This is a genomic window from Tenacibaculum litopenaei (assembly GCF_964514025.1).
In the GTDB taxonomy this organism is placed as follows: Bacteria; Bacteroidota; Bacteroidia; order Flavobacteriales; family Flavobacteriaceae; genus Polaribacter; species Polaribacter litopenaei.
On the sequence record NZ_CAZEQT010000003.1, the window covers coordinates 320,321 to 339,825 of the forward strand.

Here is a 19,505-nt window from a genome sequence, read left to right on the forward strand (position 1 = left end):
AGAAACATTGATAGTCGTCTAACAGCGTTTTCGAATATTGCTTAAACTGTCATCAATAAGTAACTGACCATCTCTGAATACTTCGCGCAGTTCTCCTTGCTGCTCTTCATCCCATGAAACTTGGTCGTGTAACTGATAGTTACCGTTGTCTAGTGTTATTTTTAACAAGCCTTTAGCCGATTTTTTTGTTCCATCATCGGTGATGGGGTCCTTGTAAATTTCACGTCCCTCTCCTGCAACTTCTCCGTAGGTAGCTTTCATCGCAAATCCGAAGGTGTCTCGAGTATTGTATTGATAGGTAAATGAACCAATACCTAAAACGACATTGGTACTGGCAAAGCCTTTTTGAGCCAAGCCTTTGCAAATGCGTTCGGCGCGTTCTAGGGTGATACTATCGCCGTAAATAGCTCCGATATGCGCATCTAGTTCTTTGTATCCTTTGGTATTGGTAGTACCGCCAAAAATATCCCAAAGCAGTTGAACAACTCCTTTCTGTGCAGCTGGATGTTCGGCATCTGGATCGCCACAGATAATTGCTACAGGATCTCCGCTGTCAGGTCGTATTACAACTTTACCATCACGGTTTAGGACCTCCTTTTTTAGCGTAGGCAGGTACTCCGTAAGTACTTTCCATAAATCCCAAGTATCAGAAACTATAGAGACGATTCCGCTCGGATAGATTTCTGTAATCAATCGCTTAAAAGTTGCGAGTTCACCACTATTTGTACCCATGCACATTACAGAGTGTTCTGTGGCTGCTACCGATCCTCCAATTAATTCTTTGTCCTCGTCAGCATTGTAATAGTGCTCTAAAAAGTCAATTGCTGGAATGGTATCTGTTCCGGTAAAGTGTAATAAATGTCCGGTAGCACTTAATACAGCTGCTTCCAATCCTGCCATGCCTCGCATTGAAAAATCATGTCCTTGCCAAGCTACCATTTCAGGGGTAGAAGCTGTTTGTTCAGCATAGGTATCCAATAATTGTCGGTATTGTTTGGCAATAGTTGCCGAATTACAAGGTAGCCATATCGTTGTTGAGAGCAAGGTCTCGAAATAATTGGTCAACCAAAAGAATTCTGGTAAGGTATTATACATGGTAAACATCGGTACGCGAATAGGTACTTCCACTCCTTCAGGGAGGGCTTTAATGACCATGGGTATATACCCCAAATCATGCAAAGCGGCAATGTGTTCGATTCCTACTTGGTTTGCCCCTAAGTAGTTGTTGATTCTTTTACTGTAGCTTGCACAAACTTCTTCTTTAGGTCTGTTAAAAAAATGGTGACGAAATTCTTCGAGGATGTATTTTTTGATGAAGTATTGTAGTCCAAAAAATACTACCTTGTCAACTCCTTGAATTCTACTTTTTCTCGGCGTCCAATTAGAATATACCAAGCTGGTGTTTTCTGGGTATTGTCGTCGATGATCTACCTTGTATCCGTCTGTATATAATAATGGGTTCATAGTGTTAATTTTTTAATTTGTGTCAAAAATACGCAAAGTGAAAATAATCTCACAATAAAACTCAGGATTTTTTTAAGAGATCACGAACTTCCATCAGTGCATACCCTAGTAGATTTTCACCTTCCCAATGGTTTGGATTTAATGCCTTCGGATCGTTTTCGGCAAGACCAATCCCCCAAATGGCATCCACAGGACTGGCTTCTACGATAATGCGGTCACCAGTATTTAGTAAATACGTTTTTAGTGCTTTATTTTGTGCAAATTTCTCGAGGTTGGCGGTTTTAACGATGTCAAAGCGATGCTGATTCCAAACAACACTATCAAAATTTTTAACACTCCTTCCGAGCTTTTTTACAGCATGGGGATGTTTTGCTTTGAGCATAGGTTCGATCAAATCTAAATTCTTAAAGAGTCTGGCTTTTTCAACCATCATATAGTGCTCCGCCGTAGGGTAGGAAATGCCGGCTATTTCGAAAGAAGCTTCCCACCATTGGCTAAAACAACTTTTGGTGATACTACCATCTTTTGAAGGCTGATGTCCCCAGAAAAAAATGAATTTTTGTTGTGGGTTTTGTTCGTATTGTAATCGGGTGGTTTTATGGGTGTATTTCATGATTTTTTTGTTTTGATGAGTTTGTAGGGGCTTTTGTTTCTTCCCGTTTCAGTGGGGTACAATTGGTATACTGGGTCGCTTTGCCAGAACGATTTATTTTCGATGTCTAGCATGCTTAACCTTCCTTTGAAGGCTGCGCCTGTATCGATATTCCAAACGTTGGTAGCGCGCATAGGTGTCGATTGCTTGTAACGTGTAGTAGGGGTATGGCCTATGTATATTTCCTTGTAATGTCGTAAGCGTTCTGGATAGTAGTCGTCGATTTCATGGATTTGATGAGCAGCCAAAGCGGTTTCCCAAAGCGTTCGATCAAAGTGAAAATTCTTTGTAAAGGTCTCCTTGTGTACACCGTGCATAGAAGTAAATCCAGCATGTATAAACAGTCGCTGTTCGGAATCTATATAGTACGGAAGCATGCTCCTGAAAAAAGCCAGGTGAGCTGTTCGTTCCTTGTCGCTGAGTGCTGCATAACTTGTTACGGTTGCGCTACCGCCATGTGCAAGCCAAAGTTCATTGTTTGCAGTACCTTCCAGCCATTCTTGGCACCATATATCGTGATTTCCTTTGATAAAGATGCATGTGTATTGTTTGGCTAAGTTGATGAGGTAGTCAATGGTAGCGGCAGCGTCACTCCAGCCGTCTACGTAATCGCCGAGAAAAATTAGATGATCAGTAGGACGAAGTGTCACTTTTTGTATGAGCTGTTGCAGTGCCTTAAGGCCACCGTGGATGTCTCCGATAACATATGTTTTCATTTTTCTATTTAGTATTGTTTGGGAATTCGATAAATGCTGCCGGAACAAAATCCGTCAGCCAAACGCCGTTGTCTGAAAGGTAAAAATCATAACCTTCTCTTTGCATACGACGGGCATTAACTTTTAAAATGACAGGCTTACCTCGTCTACTACCTACCTGGTTGGCAGTACTGCGTTCGGTACTGAGATGGACGTGATTTCTCGACATTTTACTGAGACCTTCTTTTCGGATAGCGTCCAAAAAGTCGACCACAGTTCCGTGATAAAGAAATTCTGGTGCCTGTGTTTTTTCTAGCCCCAACTCGATGCGACGAATAGAATGTCCTTGATTAGCGCGAATTTTTGTTTGATTAGTTGAAAAGGAAAACCTTTTCTTAGAATTGCTAGCTACAATTTCTTTGAGTTCGTTAAAACTAAGACTAAAGGATGTTCGATTTATTTTTAGTAAGAGCTCTTCAACAGAAGCCCAGCCTTCATTGTCTAAAACCAGCCCGATTGCTTCGGGCTGATGTCTTAGTAAAAGACTTAAATATTTACTTTTTTTAGCGGTATTTTTCATTTTCAATTTAATTAAAATTAATGAGCATGTTATCAGCTGTTAGTACGCTAATGCATGCTCAGGGTGCTTAGGAGAATTTTGACTGCAACATGCGGTTAAAATTGGTACAGAGGTTTTGAATGTCGTCAAGTCTGGCCAGTTGTAAGAGCCAGCTTTTAGGAAGGGTATCAATCCCGAAATACAAACCTGCCAATCCACCGGTAACCGCTCCCGTAGTGTCCGTATCATCCCCCAGATTAATGGCTTTTAGTACGGCTTCCTCGTAGCTGGTGCTGGTGAGCAAGCACCACAAACTAGCTTCCAGCGTGTGGATAACATAGCCGCTTGAAGCAATGGCATTCGGTTTGAGTTGCCAAAAATCTTTTTTTAGTATTCTTTCGAATACAGCACGTTCTCTTGAAACGATGCCCTTAACTTCTAAAAGTACTCGTAAGGCTTCTTGTGTTTTGTAAAACGCTTCGAACTTGTCGAGGTCCTGCAATAGAAACTGACTGCACTGTACATAGAACCAGCAGGCAATTGCTGCGCGAATATGTGGATGCGTCAATGAAGAGACTTTCCAAAGGTACTCAAATTGAAGGCTGGGTTCCATGTGTTGTGTGGTAAAAACGAAGGGTAAAATGCGCATCAATGAACCGTTACCGTTGGTATATTCATCTTCGTTAGACCTCAAGTAGTTCAGTGCGTCGTAGTCCTTTCGTTCAACCAGTAAATGCAAGTGATCAAGAGCTTTTGTCGTTTGAATACCGATGTCGAAAACCGTACCGTGAGGGGTCCAATGCGCATGGTTTTTCCACAGGCAAAAACTATTCGCTAATCGATGGAGTTCCGTGCCCGAACAGATGCTTTCTGCAGTGCAAAAGGTCATTGAACTATCGTCAGACCAAGTTCCTGGAGGTTGATGATGTGTCCCGAATCCTCTTAGATCTGTTACAGGGTTTCGATGGAGTTCTGACCTGCTTTTGAATTCTACAGGGACCCCAAGAGCATCTCCCATAGCAAAGCCTATAAATGAGGGGTAACAATTAAATGAGTTCTTCATAACAATTTATTGTTTTAGTTACTGTTTTGCATCGCACTCACGAGTGCTAGTTGTGCCAACTCCCTAGTATTTTTTAAGAGGAGCAGTGCTTTGTATTCCAACGACAGTTCGTATAAGTTCAGAAATTACTAGTGTGCTGAGAAAGCAATTACGATTCCAGTAGTAAAGGCTTTTAGCAACAGCTTTGTAAGCTCTTTCCACAACCTTAGTATTACAATAGTGTATTAAGGCGTATTTGTGTAAGAGATTCAGATTGATAGTTCTGAAAGCTGTCAGTTACGTATATACGTTCGAATGTATTTTCTAAGGCAGTGAGCCCTTTACTGAAGATGCCATGGCTGATTGCGAGGTATAGTTTTCCTGCATTTTTGGCCTTCAATTCCTGGGCTAATCCTAAAAAGGTTCCTCCGCCATCACATATATCGTCGATAAGCAAGCAGTCTTTTCCTGCCAGATCATCGGTGTATACCTTGAATCCTGAGAGCGCTCCTGTACGTACGTCACGAGTTTTTGAAGCTTCAATAACCGGGTAGTGCTCTAGCTGTTGGGCGAGCTTGTATATTTTTTTTAAAGCACCACCATCGGGAGAAATCAAGCAAAGATCTTTAGGTAACTCACTACATACCTGTTTTATAAATCCGAGGTTAGAAATCACTTTACAACGATTGATTAAGGCCGGACTCACATCGGAATGCGGGTCAAAAATGCGAACTGTCTTATAGTTTTGTGCATTTAAAAGTTCGGCGTAGACTTTTGCGGTCAGCGCTTCGCCATCGGTCATTAAGCGATCTTGTCGAGCCCCAGGGAAATAGGGAAGCACGAGATGAATTTTTTCAACGCCCATATTTCGTAAGGCATTCGTCGCAATGAGTAAAACACCAACATCGTTAAACTCTTTGATGCGATGTGTTATGGTCACCTCTTCAGAAGTGATTTCTGATACGATGCGAATGTGTGGCTCACCACCTGGAAAGGTGCTGGTTTCGAAAACAAGATCGCATTCACTGGTAAAGGGTATAAAATTGGGATCAAGGTGTAAATACATATTGCGTTTTTTTTACGCAAATGTATAAAACATTTTGGGTTGAAAAAATATTTTTGTGTTTTTTTTACGCAAACTTAATTTCGAAATGGAATCCCTCGTTTAGGAGTTCGCTGTATTTTTCAGCATTGAATTGATATAATTTAGCGGGACGTCCACTTGTAGGTTGGTGCATTTTATCGGTTTCCGTAAGGATACCAAAACTCATGATTTTTTTTCGAAAGTTTCTGCGATCGAGACTTTTATTTAGGATTGTTTGGTAGAGTTGTTCTAGATCTGAAAACGGAAACTCGGAGTTCAACAATTCAAATCCAATAGGCTGGTAATTGATTTTGTTTCGAAGTCTATCGAGTGCTGCGTCAATTATTTTTTTGTGGTCAAAGGCGAGTTCAGGCAGTGCATCCATCGGAAACCACTGGACATCAGCAGCGTCTGTACTTGCGTCAATTTTAAAATTTTGTGGACTGACCAAGGCAAAATAAGAAACGCTAATGACTCTGTTTCTCGGATCGCGATTAGGGGTGCCAAAAGTATACAGTTGTTCGAGATAGTCAATAGTCACATTGGTTTCTTCCATCAGCTCCCTGCGAACGGCATTTTCCAAAGATTCTTCGTCGTGTACCAATCCTCCTGGCAATGCCCAAGATCCTAGATACGGAGCTATACCGCGTTTGATGAGTAGTACAGATAGTTTTTTTTGTTCGTAACCAAATACGACGGCATCTACGGCAACTTTGATGTTTTGTGGCATAGGATTATAAGCGTTTATTCGACGCAAAGTTACAAAACATTCTAGCAGTGTAAAAGCCCGCACGGTGGCGGGCTTCTTTTTTTGAGGGTACATAGCTCGGCAAATTTTCAAAACGAAATCGCTTTTAGGAGCATCGTTTTGTTGCAGATATTTGTATTAATTCTTTTTTTTCCAACTTTTTAAAGCGCGAACAGCCTCATCGGTATAGTCGGTAAAAACACCGTCAACTCCTGCGTCAAAAAAGAGGTGGTATTCTTTTTCAGCAGTTCCTGAACTCCATTGGGTATTTTCGTTTCTAAAGGTGTAGGGATGTACTTTTAAACCGTACTGGTGGGCTAGCTTTATAAAATTACTGGGTTTGTTCAATGTAATTTTGCCGTCCTCTGCTGTTTTATAGGAAATGATAAAAGGTTTCCAAGGTCCGATACCGTCTGCGTATTGAGCGGTGTATTTCATTCCTTCAGGCGTGCTGAAATAAGCATAGGTTCTCGTGTCACCGCGCTGATGAAAATCGTAGGGAGCTACATAGGAGATAAAATCACCTTCGGGAAGGTCAAAGTTTAAACGACCATCCTTTTTAACTCCATAAGTAGATATGAGTTGCACGAGTCGGACATCGATTTGCTGATTGATGTATTGCAGTGGGGCAACTTCGAAGCACTGCACAAAAATAGGAGCTTCGTACTCGTGTAGTTGGTGCTTTTTTAGGACAGAAATAAGTGTCTTTTCCATAAAATAGGCACCGAACTTTTGATTGTGAAAATAGGGGTGTTTAATTTCAGGATAAATACCAATTTCTTTGCTGCGAGTACTCGTGTTTTTTTTAGCGATTTCGATCACTTCTTCAAAAGTGGGAATGTCGAATTGGTTGTCGTAGTTTTTAGGTCGGCCTGGATAGGCTTGTTTAGCTTTCAATTGTTTGATTTCGGCCAAGCTAAAGTCAATGGCGAACCAATCGGTAACCATTTTTCCATCGAGGTTTTTGGTGGTTTTTAAGTGAGCGAACTGAGGTAAATCAGCGACATTAGTAGTTCCAGAAAGCATGGGCTCATGACGGACTACTAGGTGCCCATCTTTGGTTAATACAAGATCGGGTTCTATAAAGTCGGCGCCTAGTTCAATGCCCTTGCGATACGCTTCTAGGGTGTGCTCGGGCAATACCGATTGCGCTCCTCTATGGGCGATGATAAGTGGAGTGTTTTTTTGGGGATGATCATCGTTGTCTTGACAAGCGAGGAATGAGGAAAGGGCACAGCAGGCCCACAACGTAATAAGTATTCGTTTCATGAAGGGTACATTTTGATTTTGTGAAAACAAAAAAACAAAATCAAGATGATGGAATGGTAAAGGGAATATTATCTAATAGCTAGTTTATGAAGCGCAAACTTTACAGTCGTCTTTGTCTTTTACCTCACCGATGAGTTTTCCTTTTTCATTGATGGCAAAACCACAGCAATCGATAAAGCCTTGGGCAACCAATTTTCGGGCTCTTTGGATTTGAGATTTGGTCGTGGTCAAATTCTGGTTTAGCGTTTTTGCTACCTCTGTTTGTTTCATTCCTTTGATGTCTGATAAAAACAATGGAACGCGGTATTTTTCTGGCAGATTTTTGATGATTCCATAAAGACAGTCTTTCTCCGTATGTACTAGGGGATACTCTTCCTCACAAGTATCGAGGATATCGCTGGTAACTTCGATTTTTTGCGATTTAAAGTAATCCATAATCACATTGCGAGTGATGGTGAATACCCATGACTTTAGTTTATCATGGTTCTTTAGGGAATCTAACTTGGTATGTATTTTAATAAAAGCATTGTGGAGCAGATCTTCTGTTATTACAGGATCCTTTACTTTACTGCGTATAAAGTAACGTAAATCATCGGCGTGTTGATTCCAAACAGCTTGTGTATTCATAGTATAAATTTACAAAAAAGAGCGAAATAAGGAGGAGGACTTCAAAAATAGAGATCCTCCTTTTGATTTAACATTGGCAATTGTGACAGGTACAGTTCTCACAAGTACAAGCTTGACAAGAACCTGATTTACATCCTTCACATTGACAGCTACATTGATTTTTATGATTCATGATTATTTAATTTTAATATTTCGTCGTTAAGTAGACGTTGTAAATAGTAAATAGATGCAAAGAATTAAAAAAACTTTTGCAGTTCGCTTCGTATAGGTAAGGGTTGCGTTGCCGAGATGTTGCTCCCACCGGTATTGCCTTTAGGGACCCAAATTGGGGTAATGAGTAGGGCGGCAAGTATGCGTAAGATTTGCCCTTTGATTTCTTTGTAGTTAGCAGTACGAATGCCAAAGTGAAGCATGTAGCAATGAGATAGCGTATGGCGGTACCAATGTTTTTGACCTAGGATATGAGCGTTTTCTAAATGATAAAAAGACACTTCGTAAGCTGCGTTACGAAGTGCCTTTTTTGCGAGTTGTAGTTCTTGATAAAAAGCTTTTTTTCGGTACATGGTAGTTTTTTATAAAGTGACTGCCCTACCGAGAAAAAGATGCAGTTTTATACAGTGAATTAATTTACTCTTTCACCATTAACATAGGTGTGATTGACTTTAGTATGTGGAATTTTATTTCCTTCAACGGTCATAATATCGTTTTCTAGTATGATGAAGTCAGCGAGTTTTCCGACTTCAATACTTCCTTTTTCCGTTTCTTCAAAATTGCCATATGCGTTCCATATGGTCATTCCTTTGAGGGCGTTTTCTCGACTGAGTGCATTGTTTGTTTGATACCCTTCTGCAGGATATCCCTTTAAATCTTTACGGATCGTCGCTGCGTAAAACGTATACAATGGACTTACGTTTTCAATAGGGAAGTCCGTTCCAAGGGCCACTTTTCCGTATTCCTTTAGTAAGTCGTTGTACGCATAGGCTCCGTGAATTCTTTCCGATCCAACGCGATCTTCTGCCCAATACATATCAGAGGTGGCATGGGTAGGTTGAATGGATGGCAAAACGTTTTTAAACAGTTTGAAATCTTTTACATCTACAATTTGTGCATGCTCAATTCTCCAGCGTCTGTCATTTTCTGTAGGCAGTACTTGATGGTAGGTTTTTAGCATAACGTAATTCGCAGAGTCGCCAATAGCGTGCGTATTCATTTGGTATTCCGAAGCAGCAATGCGTTTTGCCAAGCTTTGTAAATTGTCATACGAATTAACGAGTGCACCAAAATGTCCTTTTTTATCGGCGTATGCGTCTTTTAAGGCAGCACCTCTTGACCCGAGCGCTCCATCGGCATATACTTTTACCGAACGCACATGCAAGCGGTCTGTTTTGATGATGCCTTTGTTGAGGTAGTAATCGAGATTTTTCTCGGTATTGGAAATCATGGCGTAGATACGCATTTTTAAGCTTCCCGCATGTTGTAAACTGTCTACAAGCTCAATAACTTCTCTGTCTAACCCAGCATCATCAACCGTCGTTAAGCCTAAGTCAAAACATATTTTTTGAGCGTCGAGTAGGGCCTGAATTTGTTCTTTTTTACTCGGTTTGGGTACCTTGATGAAATTCATGGCATTATCGATTAACACTCCGGTAAGTGCACCGTCTTTTATGAGAAATTCTCCTCCGTCAATACGGGTGTTTATATCGATACCGGCAAGATTGATGGCCGCTTGATTGACGAGCATGGCGTGCCCGTCGATGCGTCTGATAGCTACAGGAGTTTCAGGAAACAGTTCGTCTAACTTTGTTTTCGTAGGGAATTCTTTCACTTCCCAATCGTTTTGGTCCCATCCGCGTCCCGTAATAAAGGGAACTTGTTTTTCTTTTTGAAAAGCAACCAAGCGATCTAGCACTTCCTGGTAGCTTTGCGTACCTACTAAATCTACTTTTTGTTGTTGTAATCCGAGTCCGTAAAAATGACAATGTCCATCTATAAACCCTGGATAAACCGCTGCATTTTTTGCGTCGATAACCTCGTTTGCACGGTAACTTTTTTGAAGTTCCTCATTGGTACCTACGGCGATAAATTTACCGTCTTTAACAGCAAAACTCTCTTGGGTACTAAAGGATTTATCTACAGTATAAACTTTAGCATTGATGACCAATAGGTCAGCTTCTTTTTGGGTTTCACAGGCACCGAGGGCTAAAAAGAGGCCTGTACTTAGTAGTGTGTAAAGTGTTTTTTTCATGCTGATTTGCGCAAAATTAGGGTTTTAAAGTATCTGAAGTATACAAGTATTTGTCCATCAAATAAAGGATACTTGCCATGGATGCACTTCCGAGTTCGAGTTCTCTTTTATTGACTTTGTCAAAAGTATCTGTCACTGCGTGGTGATAGTCAAAATAGCGTTGCGAGTCTGGTCGGTAACCTACTAGGGTTACATGCTCGTCTTTAAGCGGTGAAATATCGGCACCACCACCGCCTTTAACCAAGTCGTGCAGACCGTAGGGAGCTAGTAATTTTTTCCAACTCTGCACGAGCTGAAGGTTTTTTGGATTGGCATCGATTGAGAATCCACGTGGGGTATGGCCTCCGGCGTCCGATTCTAACGCACCGATGTGTACTTCGTTGTTTTCTTTGGCTAAGCGATGGTATTCTTTGGCTCCTCGTAAACCGTTTTCTTCATTCATAAAGAATACGACGCGCAAGGTGTTTTTAGGGCGAATACCGTTCTTTTTAAATAAATAGGCCACTTCTAATGATTGGACTATTCCCGTACCGTCGTCATGAGCCCCATCACCGAGATCCCAAGAGTCCAAATGTCCTCCAACAACCATAATTTTATCTGGGTGCTCGCTACCTTTTAGTTCACCGACCACATTAAAAGATGGGGCGTCAGGAAGGGTTTGACAGCTTTGCTTAAAATAGAATTTTAAGTTCGGGTTTTCCTTCAGGTGCGTACTTAGATTTTCAGCAGCTCTTGAGCTAATGGCTGCTGCTGGGATGTAATTTTCTTCAGGGATCTCTCCATAACCCATAGATCCCGTGTGTGGATAATCGTCAATTCCATTGGTCATAGAACGAACAATAACTCCTACAGCTCCAAGCTTTCCTACGGTGGCAGCACCTGCAAAACGCTGTCCAACGCAACCGCCATAAGCTTGGAAAGTATTGATCAGTTTATTATCAAAAGCACCGTTGTAAAAAACGATTTTTCCTTTGGCCTTTTCACCGAGTTGTTTGGCTTCGTCAAGGCTGTTTACTTCTATTACTTCTGCTGTGATTCCTTCCTTTGGAGTGGCAATAGAGAATCCCAGTGCACAAATCGGAACGTCAATTGTACTGCCTTTAAATTCGTAATGAGCAGTTTCTTTTGCTCCGCGAACCCAATGCGGTACCATTACTGGTTGTAGCCACACAGAGTCAAGACCAACCTCTTTCATGAGTTGTTCACCCCATACTACTGCCTTGGCAGCTTCTGGAGACCCTGATAAACGACCTCCGATGTTACTGGTTAAGTCACGCAACCATTCGTAGGATTTTCCTTCGGTAAGTGCAGTATTAAAAAAGTGTTTTATGTTGGTTGAATCTATTTTTTCTTCTGCAGTACTTTTTTTAGCAGTGGCTGCATCCTGCGTTGTGGGACGTTGACAAGCGCCCAAACTTGCTAGCGTAGCAAGGGCTAGTAGTGTTATTTTTTTCATGAATTTGAGTAGTTTTAAGCACCTAAAGCTACGTAAAAATGCTGGGAAATGACGTTAAAATTTCGAATCTGTGAATGCGGTGTAGGTGAAAGAGGGGATGTGCTTATAATTGTACGTGCAGGTGATCGTCATGGCGCACCGCTTTGCAACCGTGAAAGCGCAGTTTCGAATGTTGTATGCCCATGCGCTGTATCAAGTGAGGCTCTAAAAAGATTTTTTTTACAGCGGATTGTCGAAGTAGCAGTTGTACTAGTTTTTTGGTGTGTTTCGATGAATAGCGGAGCTCATCGGTACTCCCAAAGGTGAGGTACTTAGTAAAGCTGTATTGCCAATATCCCTTTTGGTGGCAGTAAGCTGGCTTGTTTTGTTCGCCTGGTTTGGGTGCTTGAAAAACACCGTATCCGGAAACAGAAGGACCTTGTGAGGTAGGCTGCCCGGAAGGAAGCAGATACATAAAGTTTAAATCAATTTTTTTACCGTCCTTATGGCTGAGGTGAGGAAGTAATGGAAAGCCATCGAAAAAAGGAAAACAAGCGTCGAGATAACTTATTTTTACTCCGGGATAATACGTTTGCAGTTGTTTTCCCGTTTTTTGCAATACTTTGTGCAGTGTAGGTCGTACGTAATTTCTATTACACAGCACAGTAAATAAGGAGTGCTGTGTTAGGTATGGCGTGTTAGCTATTTTGACACGTCCAAATAAGGGGGCTATTTTCGGAACGATAAAGAATGTTGCTAGGAGGTAAAGGCTGGTAAATACCATTAGTTTGATTCGCCTAGTATACTTATAAAACAACAAAATCGACAGTAGATACAGTATACCGCCGATTTGTGTTATTATTGTTAATACCAATATAATACTACTGTGTATTAAGAATTTTATCATTAAAACAAGGTGTCAAATTTCCAAGTTAGCCCCGCCATGGCTTGAAAGCCTTGTACTCTAAAATTAGTATAGCGTTGATAATCGTTGCTCAGTACGTTTTTTAAATTGACAAACAACGAAAAGTCATCGTGAAATTGATACCCTCCGTGTAGGTTTACATCTATATAACTCTTCAAGGTAACTGTGCTAAAAGGAGATGGGTTGGTACCGGCATAAGAAACACCTTTACGCTCTCCGACAAAGAAGATGTTTGCACCAGCATACCATTTTTCAAGCTTGTATTCCCCAAATACTTCTGCTTTTAAGTTAGGAGTATTCCATGGGTGTAATTGATTGTTTAAGGTATATTGATTGTATTCAACAGAGGTTCCTAAGTTTAAGTTTTGAATGCCTTCAAAAGCTATTTCTCCAAATATACTGAGGATTTTTACATCGTTGTACACCACTCTAAACGAGTTACCGAATTCGTAACCTGATAAGAAGAAACCGTTATTTCCTGTAGTTTTACTACCGTCCGATTTCGAGTAATTTAAGGTGTAGAAGGGTTGGTCTTCCACATCGCTATAGCTCACTTTGGTATTGTAGCTAAATTGCTGCCCTAGCTTTCCTCGGATACCTCCAAAACCACTGTATTTCGTGTTGGTTTGCGTGAGGTATAAAGAAGGAGAAACAAAAGGGTTTTCAGTGGCGAAATTTTGATACGAATTAACGGCTAAATCTCCATCTGCACCTAGGTATACATCGACAAAGTCTTTTACTACCGGATAGGATACTTCAACATCTGGATAGGCTAAGAAATTGTTAACGCTATTTTGTAAGTCCATCGAAAAATAGGCCTTAGCACCGAGTTTAATTTTTAAATCACGGAGCTGAAAATGATAGGTAGGGTGCAGTCCTAGCGTTAAAAAACTGTATTGGATACTCTGTTGACTCTCGTAGGCATTGGCAAATTTACCACCGATAAAATTAATAGAACCGTTGAGTTTTAAATCGTTCAGTTCTCTGTGAATATTATCGAGCGGAAATAAAAAATCTGCGTCCGTACTGATATCGAATTCGCTGCTGCTGAATGAATCGGCGAAAAGCGATACACTAGCTTTGGCTTTGTCGATATACGAATCATCAAAGTCTATCGATCCGAAAATTTTGTACTTTCCATAAATCTGTTCGGGTTCAATGGCATCAATAACGCGATCTCTAAACGTAATGGCACCGGGTAAACCGTACCAATTGTATTTATTGCGTTCTAAATCCATTCCAGCTTGCCAGGTAAAATAGCGTTCCGTTTGTTGGTAGTACACATCTAAATCCATGTTGTAATAGGTGCTACTCAATCGGGTATTGGCTACGGGGTCGAGCGACATTAAAAAGTTAGCATGTACTCCTAATTCACTGTCATAGCTCAAATCTCTGCGGAAAAAACCTTCTACGGAAGGAGTCACATTATTTCCGAAACCGATGGATAAATAGTTTGGGTAGAGGCGTTCTCTTTTTCCCAAATCAATTTTTTTCATTGCTCCACTTTTAGGTATAAAGGTAGAGGCAACCGGAACAGAGAAGATTTGATACTCCAGCTTTTTCTTTTCCGTGTCTTTGGTGTGATTCACGGCAGGTTTTTGCTTTATTTTAAAAGCGTCTGTGATTTTAGGTACATAGGAAGTAACAACTTTTACAACCTCTGTTTTTATAATGGTGTCCTTTGCGGTCTCTTTTTTTTCTTGGGCGTGCAAATTGCACGTGGTAAACAAAACCAAGGCCCCTACAAATTTTTTCATTGCTTTCAAATCGTTAACGGTTGTGAGTATTGACATGTTAGTTTTGTTTGGTAATTGATTCATTCGTTTTCGCTTCTTTGTTTTTGATGCTAATGAGTTCATTTTTAGCTTCTTCAACGAGGTCTTTGTACTGACTGAAGTTTTTGACGATATTTTCAAGTATATAGGTCGCTTGGTAGGCATCTTTTAAGGCGTAGTAATTTTTAGCCATGATGATATAACTCTTTACTCCCCAATATTTATAGGTAGAATAGTTGGCAATCAAGTCTTGGATTGCTTCATTGGAACCCTGATAATCTTTGTGATCGTTCAAGAAAAAGGCATTGTAGTACAGGCACTCTGCTTTCAATTCTCCTGTAGCTTTTGTACTCACTTCGTTGAAGTATTCCTCGGCAGTAGGAAAGTCGTTGTTTTTTAGAGATGCTCTGGCAATGATGATTTCAGCGTCCTCTTGGATGTCTTTGTCTACCTTGACGTTGGCCAATACTTTTTCGGCGTATTTAATCGCTTTGCTATAGTCTTCACTGTCGTAATACCCTTTCATGAGGTTACTTTGAGCAAAAACGATGTTCTGCGGATAATTAGCTTCTTTCTCTAAGGCTAATAATAACGCGATTCCTTGTTTCCATTCATTGCGATCTAGGTGAATTTGAGCTAATTTGGCAAGAGACTCCTCTGTAAATTCGTTTTTAGCTTGTTCCGTCACGTACTTGTAATGCGGAATGGCCTCTGCGGGTTTCCCGCTCGTGTTTAACGATTTTGCCAGGTAAAAATTAGCAGCCAATGCATGCAGACCTTCCGGATAGGTTTGTAGGTATTTTCGGAAGCCGTTGATGGCTCTAGCCGTGTTGTTTTCTAAGAACTGGTTTTCTGCTGATTCGTATGCCGCATTGTCTAAATCGGCATTGGAAACATTGACGAATTTTACATTCTTAACCCAAGCAGCATAGGTGTCCACCTGTCCGAGATCGATGTATACATTTTTCACATTGGTTACCGCTTGTCTTGCTTCACTTGATTTTGGGAATCTAGCCACCACTGACTTGTATTTTTCGAGTGCTTTTTTGTTGTTGTTATTGTTGTAATAAAGCAGTCCTTGACGCAATAACACGTTTGGAATATAACTACTTTTAGGATGTTTTTTTAGGATGCGCTCGTAAGCAGCTTGTGCGTGATCAACCGAGTTGTTAGCGGTATAAGTAGATCCCAATTGAAACAAGGCATCGTCTTTGAGTTGAGATCCCTCATACTCGTTCACTACGGCTTGTAAGTTTGAAATTTTCTCATCGCTTTTTCCTAAAAACCCATAACTCATTCCCGTTTGGTATCGCGCGTAATCGGCACCTGTACCTCCTTCGTCAATTACTTTTTTATAGGCATTAATGGCTGACTGATATTTTTTGGTCGCGTAGAAAGCGTCACCCAAACGATTCGAAGCATCGTCGTTGAAATCGTTGTCTTCTAGGTTCTTTTCTAGATAGCGAATAAAGTGTTTCGAGGCTTTGTCGTAATTTTTGAGTTTAAATTCCGTATATCCTAAGTTGTAGTGTAATTGGTTAAACTCAGGTGTGGCTTCGTCTTTAACTTGTGAAAAATGAGTGCGTGCTTTGTCGAAATCACCGAGTAAGTAAGCGGTTTCTGCCAACCAAAAGTTTCCGCGATCACTGGTAATTAAGTTTTCAGCTTTTGTGGCACTTTCAAAAAACGGCAGTGCTTCTTTTAATTTTTCCTGGTTAAACAATTGGATTCCTCTATACAACGAAACTTCGTTGGCCAATTTGATGTTTTCAGGAGTTTTGTTTTTGTTGAGGTATGCCAAAGCCCCCACATAGTCTTGCTGGTGCAGGTACGAAGTGATGAGTAATTGGCGAATTTGATCGGCATCGGGACCTACAGGGTATTTAGATAGATAGGCCTGTAAAACCTCCGGTACACTCTGGTAAGGATTCCCTTGCTCATAACTTAATTTGGCGTAATTGAGCCAGGCACCTTCGGTGATTTTCGCATCAAAGTCCATTTCACTCGCATTTTTGAAAGCGTTCAGGGCTTCCACTTTTTTATCGAGTTCTAAATAGCATTCACCGAGGTGGTAGTAGGCATTTTGAGCAACTTTATTGGTACCTCCAATAATTTTATTGAAGTTGCTAATAGCGCGTTCATAGTCTTTTTGCTGGTAATAGGCATATCCCAAATAATAATAATCCGTATTGGTCCAACGTCCTTTTTTACCTTTGTAAGCCGTGAGAAATGGAATGGCTTTGTCGTATTTTTTCAGATTGAAGTAACTCTCTCCGATAATTTTTGAGATTTGCGAAGCTTCTTTTTTGTCTTTACTCGTTTCCAATAGTTTTTCACCAATTTGAACTGATTTGTCAAAACGTCCTGCTTTAAAACTAATATCAAGAATGTAGTAATTGGCTTTTGATTGATAGGTAGCATCATCGGCAAGTTGACTCAAGTTATCTTCGGCTTCACCGAAGTTTTCTTGCTTGTACGCTACATAACCGTAATAGTAACGAGCATCGTTACCGTAAATAGGGTTTCCTAAGAGAGATTTAAATCGCGCTTTGGCATCCTTTAGGTAGTTTGAAACGAGCAAGCAATAGCCCATTTTGTAGTTGAGTTCGTCCTTCTCTGCTTGGTTGAGCAGTTTATCGTTTACTTTCTGATACCAACGGAGGGCGTGTGAGGCTTTTCTGTTCGCAAAATAGTAGTTTCCAACATTTAAAAAAGCTTTTTCTTTTTTGTTGTTATAGGGGTAGGTGTTGACAAAGTCAATCACCTTATCATTGGCGTCGTCTTGATTGAGTTTGATAGCACACATGGCATCAAAATATGCCGCATTGGCTTTTCGGGTTTTGTGTGTGCCCGTTTCTTGGCCAACTTCAATAAATAGTTTTTGTGCAGCCGCGTACGATTTGTTGTTGTACAATTCAGTAGCCTTTATGAATGTAGCACTGCTCCCTTCGTTAAAGGATGATTTTTGTGCAACTATTCCCGTGGTGCTCGCTAAAAAAAGTAAGGTATAGAGCTGTTTTTTAAAACAATTAATTCTCATAATTTTTAGTTATCTAGAAACTATAACGTTCGTTTTTGTTTTTTGTTGGAAGGATTGAGATCAAAAGTAATAAATGTTGTAGAAATACCAGATAAAATTTTAGATTTGTAAAAAACATTTTTATTTATGAGTACACCTGTTTTACACCTAGAAAACGCCGATATCTATCAACGTGATAACCTCGTCTTGTCGAAAGTGAATTTTACGTTGGAAAAAGGTGATTTTTATTACCTCATTGGTAAAACAGGGAGTGGAAAAAGTAGTTTGTTAAAAACCCTATACGGTGATTTGCGTTTGCAGCGAGGCCTCGGGTCGATCGTAGGTTTTGACTTGAAGAAGATGAAGGAAAAAGACATCCCTTTCTTAAGGAGGAAATTAGGAATCGTTTTTCAGGATTTCAAGTTGCTAAATGATCGAAATGTTTTTGAAAATCTAGAATTTGTACTGAAAGCTACTGGCTGGAAGAACAAGACAGATATGAAAGACAAAATCTACGAAGTACTCGATAAAGTTGGGATGAAGGAGAAGTACTACAAGCAAACTTTTGAACTTTCAGGAGGAGAGCAACAACGCGTCGCTATTGCACGTGCCTTGCTAAACGATCCTGAATTGATTTTGGCAGATGAGCCTACAGGAAACCTTGACCCTAAAACTTCATTGGAAGTGATGGAACTTTTAAACACCATTCATCAAAGTGGTAAAACGATCTTAATGGCTACCCACGACTACCAATTAATTGTAAAGTTCCGACAAAAGACCGTAAAATGTGAAGGCGGAGAGTTGTTTGAGGTACAGCAGACTATGCCGGAAAAACAATAGCTAACATTTTTTTACAGCTGCTTGCCGGAGAAAATTCTCGAAGTACTTTTTTACGAGCCTCTTGCTGTTCATGATGAAAAGGCTGCGATAGTAATTTTTCCGTAGCACTCAAAAATTCCGCTTTGGTATCAGCGGTAGTAGTTAGTGCCGTTAGGCCAGTGTCAGCTGTCATCATCGTATTGCAAATAAGGTGTTTGCCTTTGTACAAAGTATTCAAAAGTTTGAGTTTGATACCCGTGTGTTGAAAAGTCAGTAGGGTATTGATATGTGCACTTTGTAAGAGGGTATCGAGCGCTGCTTGCGTTGGAATGGGATTGTGCTGGATGTTCGGATAATGACCTATAGTTTTTATAAGTTTTTCGTCGGCAGCACTACCGGCAATAACAAGTTGGTGAGGCGTGTTTTTATAGACTTCAATTAAAAAGTAGGCCGCCTTGATATTGTCGGCGATCCTCAGGTCTCCATGGTAGAGTATAAAAGGATTTTCGGGAGTTTTGAAATCCCTATTGAAGTTTGCTTCGTGAAAAGCGGGAATGTAATGCGCGTTTTTATAGTGGCTTTGAAAATATCGTTGTTCGTGAGGAGCTATGGTAAAAACTCCTGCTGCGTGGGCTAATTTGTTTTCAAAGGTTTTTAGTTTCTTAGCTTCGCGATAGTAGAGTGTTTTTTTTAACCAGTTCGATTCACTTTGTGCCAATTTGTAAAAATACGTGTGTTCGATATTGTGTGCCCGAACAAATACCTTGTGATGTTTTAACTTATCTATGGAAGCACAACTCTGCAATCCCTCAAGGAGCACAGGAGCTTCAGTGGCAATCAATCGTTGAGTGAGCAATTTGTGTTTACGTGTGGCAATGCGAAAGGGGTCGCTCGAAAAGAGGCCCCTAAAAAAAGATCCTCTCGGATAGTAATAAATGGCGTCACAGTATTTTTCTAGTTCTTGATGACTGGCTGCTGTACGAGTTCCATAAAGGTGTAGGTCAATAGAAATTCCTTGCTCGTAGAGGGCAATGATTTTATAATAGACATCGATAACCCCCCCGTAATTGGCGGGAAAAGGATTGTCGAAGGATACTAATTGTATTTTTTTCTTCATGTGCTCAGACAAAAATAGGTTTTAATAGGA

17 protein-coding genes are annotated in these 19,505 nt (G+C 40.5%); 1 reads left to right on the forward strand and 16 read right to left on the reverse strand.

Annotation, left to right across the window (positions count from 1 at the left end; genetic code table 11):
• Positions 1-18: 18 nt before the first annotated feature.
• The 15 genes from ACKTS5_RS05965 to ACKTS5_RS06035 form a co-directional block, all read right to left on the reverse strand.
• Entirely contained in the window at positions 19-1,464 is a 1,446-nt protein-coding gene (locus ACKTS5_RS05965; RefSeq protein ID WP_408042934.1) for a nicotinate phosphoribosyltransferase, read from the reverse strand.
• Positions 1,465-1,525: 61 nt separating this feature from the next.
• On the reverse strand, positions 1,526-2,077 hold the full coding sequence (locus ACKTS5_RS05970) for an NADAR family protein (protein WP_408042935.1): 552 nt from the start codon (positions 2,075-2,077) through the stop codon (positions 1,526-1,528).
• Positions 2,074-2,832, reverse strand: a complete 759-nt coding sequence (locus ACKTS5_RS05975; protein ID WP_408042936.1) for a metallophosphoesterase family protein — start codon at positions 2,830-2,832, stop codon at positions 2,074-2,076. The genes ACKTS5_RS05970 and ACKTS5_RS05975 overlap by 4 nt, the downstream gene beginning before the upstream one ends.
• Before the next feature lie 4 nt (positions 2,833-2,836).
• Positions 2,837-3,391: an RNA 2'-phosphotransferase gene (locus ACKTS5_RS05980; RefSeq protein WP_408042937.1), complete on the reverse strand. Its 555-nt coding sequence runs from the start codon at positions 3,389-3,391 to the stop codon at positions 2,837-2,839.
• A gap of 67 nt (positions 3,392-3,458) precedes the next feature.
• Positions 3,459-4,433, reverse strand: a complete 975-nt coding sequence (locus tag ACKTS5_RS05985; RefSeq protein ID WP_408042938.1) for an ADP-ribosylglycohydrolase family protein — start codon at positions 4,431-4,433, stop codon at positions 3,459-3,461.
• Positions 4,434-4,644: 211 nt separating this feature from the next.
• Complete coding sequence (gene prs / locus ACKTS5_RS05990; RefSeq protein ID WP_408042939.1) at positions 4,645-5,478, reverse strand: ribose-phosphate diphosphokinase; 834 nt, start codon at positions 5,476-5,478, stop codon at positions 4,645-4,647.
• Between the two features lie 64 nt (positions 5,479-5,542).
• Complete coding sequence (locus ACKTS5_RS05995; RefSeq protein WP_408042940.1) at positions 5,543-6,226, reverse strand: NUDIX hydrolase; 684 nt, start codon at positions 6,224-6,226, stop codon at positions 5,543-5,545.
• Between the two features lie 156 nt (positions 6,227-6,382).
• Positions 6,383-7,513, reverse strand: a complete 1,131-nt coding sequence (locus ACKTS5_RS06000; RefSeq protein WP_408042941.1) for a glycerophosphodiester phosphodiesterase — start codon at positions 7,511-7,513, stop codon at positions 6,383-6,385.
• Between the two features lie 84 nt (positions 7,514-7,597).
• Positions 7,598-8,140 (reverse strand): sigma-70 family RNA polymerase sigma factor, encoded by a 543-nt coding sequence (locus ACKTS5_RS06005; RefSeq protein ID WP_408042942.1) that lies wholly within the window; start codon positions 8,138-8,140, stop codon positions 7,598-7,600.
• Positions 8,141-8,376: 236 nt separating this feature from the next.
• A complete protein-coding gene (locus ACKTS5_RS06010) occupies positions 8,377-8,703 on the reverse strand; it encodes a DUF3703 domain-containing protein (protein WP_408042943.1) in 327 nt (108 codons plus the stop codon).
• Between the two features lie 59 nt (positions 8,704-8,762).
• Positions 8,763-10,385, reverse strand: coding sequence for an amidohydrolase (locus ACKTS5_RS06015; RefSeq protein ID WP_408042944.1), 1,623 nt, complete (start codon positions 10,383-10,385; stop codon positions 8,763-8,765).
• A 16-nt stretch (positions 10,386-10,401) separates the two neighbouring features.
• Positions 10,402-11,841: a M20/M25/M40 family metallo-hydrolase gene (locus ACKTS5_RS06020; protein ID WP_408042945.1), complete on the reverse strand. Its 1,440-nt coding sequence runs from the start codon at positions 11,839-11,841 to the stop codon at positions 10,402-10,404.
• 103 nt (positions 11,842-11,944) lie between these two features.
• Positions 11,945-12,604: a hypothetical protein gene (locus ACKTS5_RS06025; protein WP_408042946.1), complete on the reverse strand. Its 660-nt coding sequence runs from the start codon at positions 12,602-12,604 to the stop codon at positions 11,945-11,947.
• Positions 12,605-12,726: 122 nt separating this feature from the next.
• A complete protein-coding gene (locus ACKTS5_RS06030; protein ID WP_408042947.1) occupies positions 12,727-14,538 on the reverse strand; it encodes a TonB-dependent receptor in 1,812 nt (603 codons plus the stop codon).
• A 1-nt stretch (position 14,539) separates the two neighbouring features.
• Positions 14,540-17,560 carry a tetratricopeptide repeat protein gene (locus ACKTS5_RS06035; RefSeq protein WP_408042948.1) on the reverse strand — a complete coding sequence of 1,007 codons (3,021 nt, stop codon included), beginning with the start codon at positions 17,558-17,560 and terminating at the stop codon, positions 14,540-14,542.
• A gap of 126 nt (positions 17,561-17,686) precedes the next feature.
• Between ACKTS5_RS06035 and ACKTS5_RS06040 the strand changes: the two genes are divergently transcribed.
• Complete coding sequence (locus ACKTS5_RS06040) at positions 17,687-18,379, forward strand: cell division ATP-binding protein FtsE (RefSeq protein ID WP_408042949.1); 693 nt, start codon at positions 17,687-17,689, stop codon at positions 18,377-18,379.
• Here ACKTS5_RS06040 and ACKTS5_RS06045 read toward each other — a convergent pair.
• On the reverse strand, positions 18,360-19,475 hold the full coding sequence (locus tag ACKTS5_RS06045) for a hypothetical protein (RefSeq protein ID WP_408042950.1): 1,116 nt from the start codon (positions 19,473-19,475) through the stop codon (positions 18,360-18,362). The genes ACKTS5_RS06040 and ACKTS5_RS06045 overlap by 20 nt on opposite strands.
• Positions 19,476-19,505 lie beyond the last annotated feature (30 nt).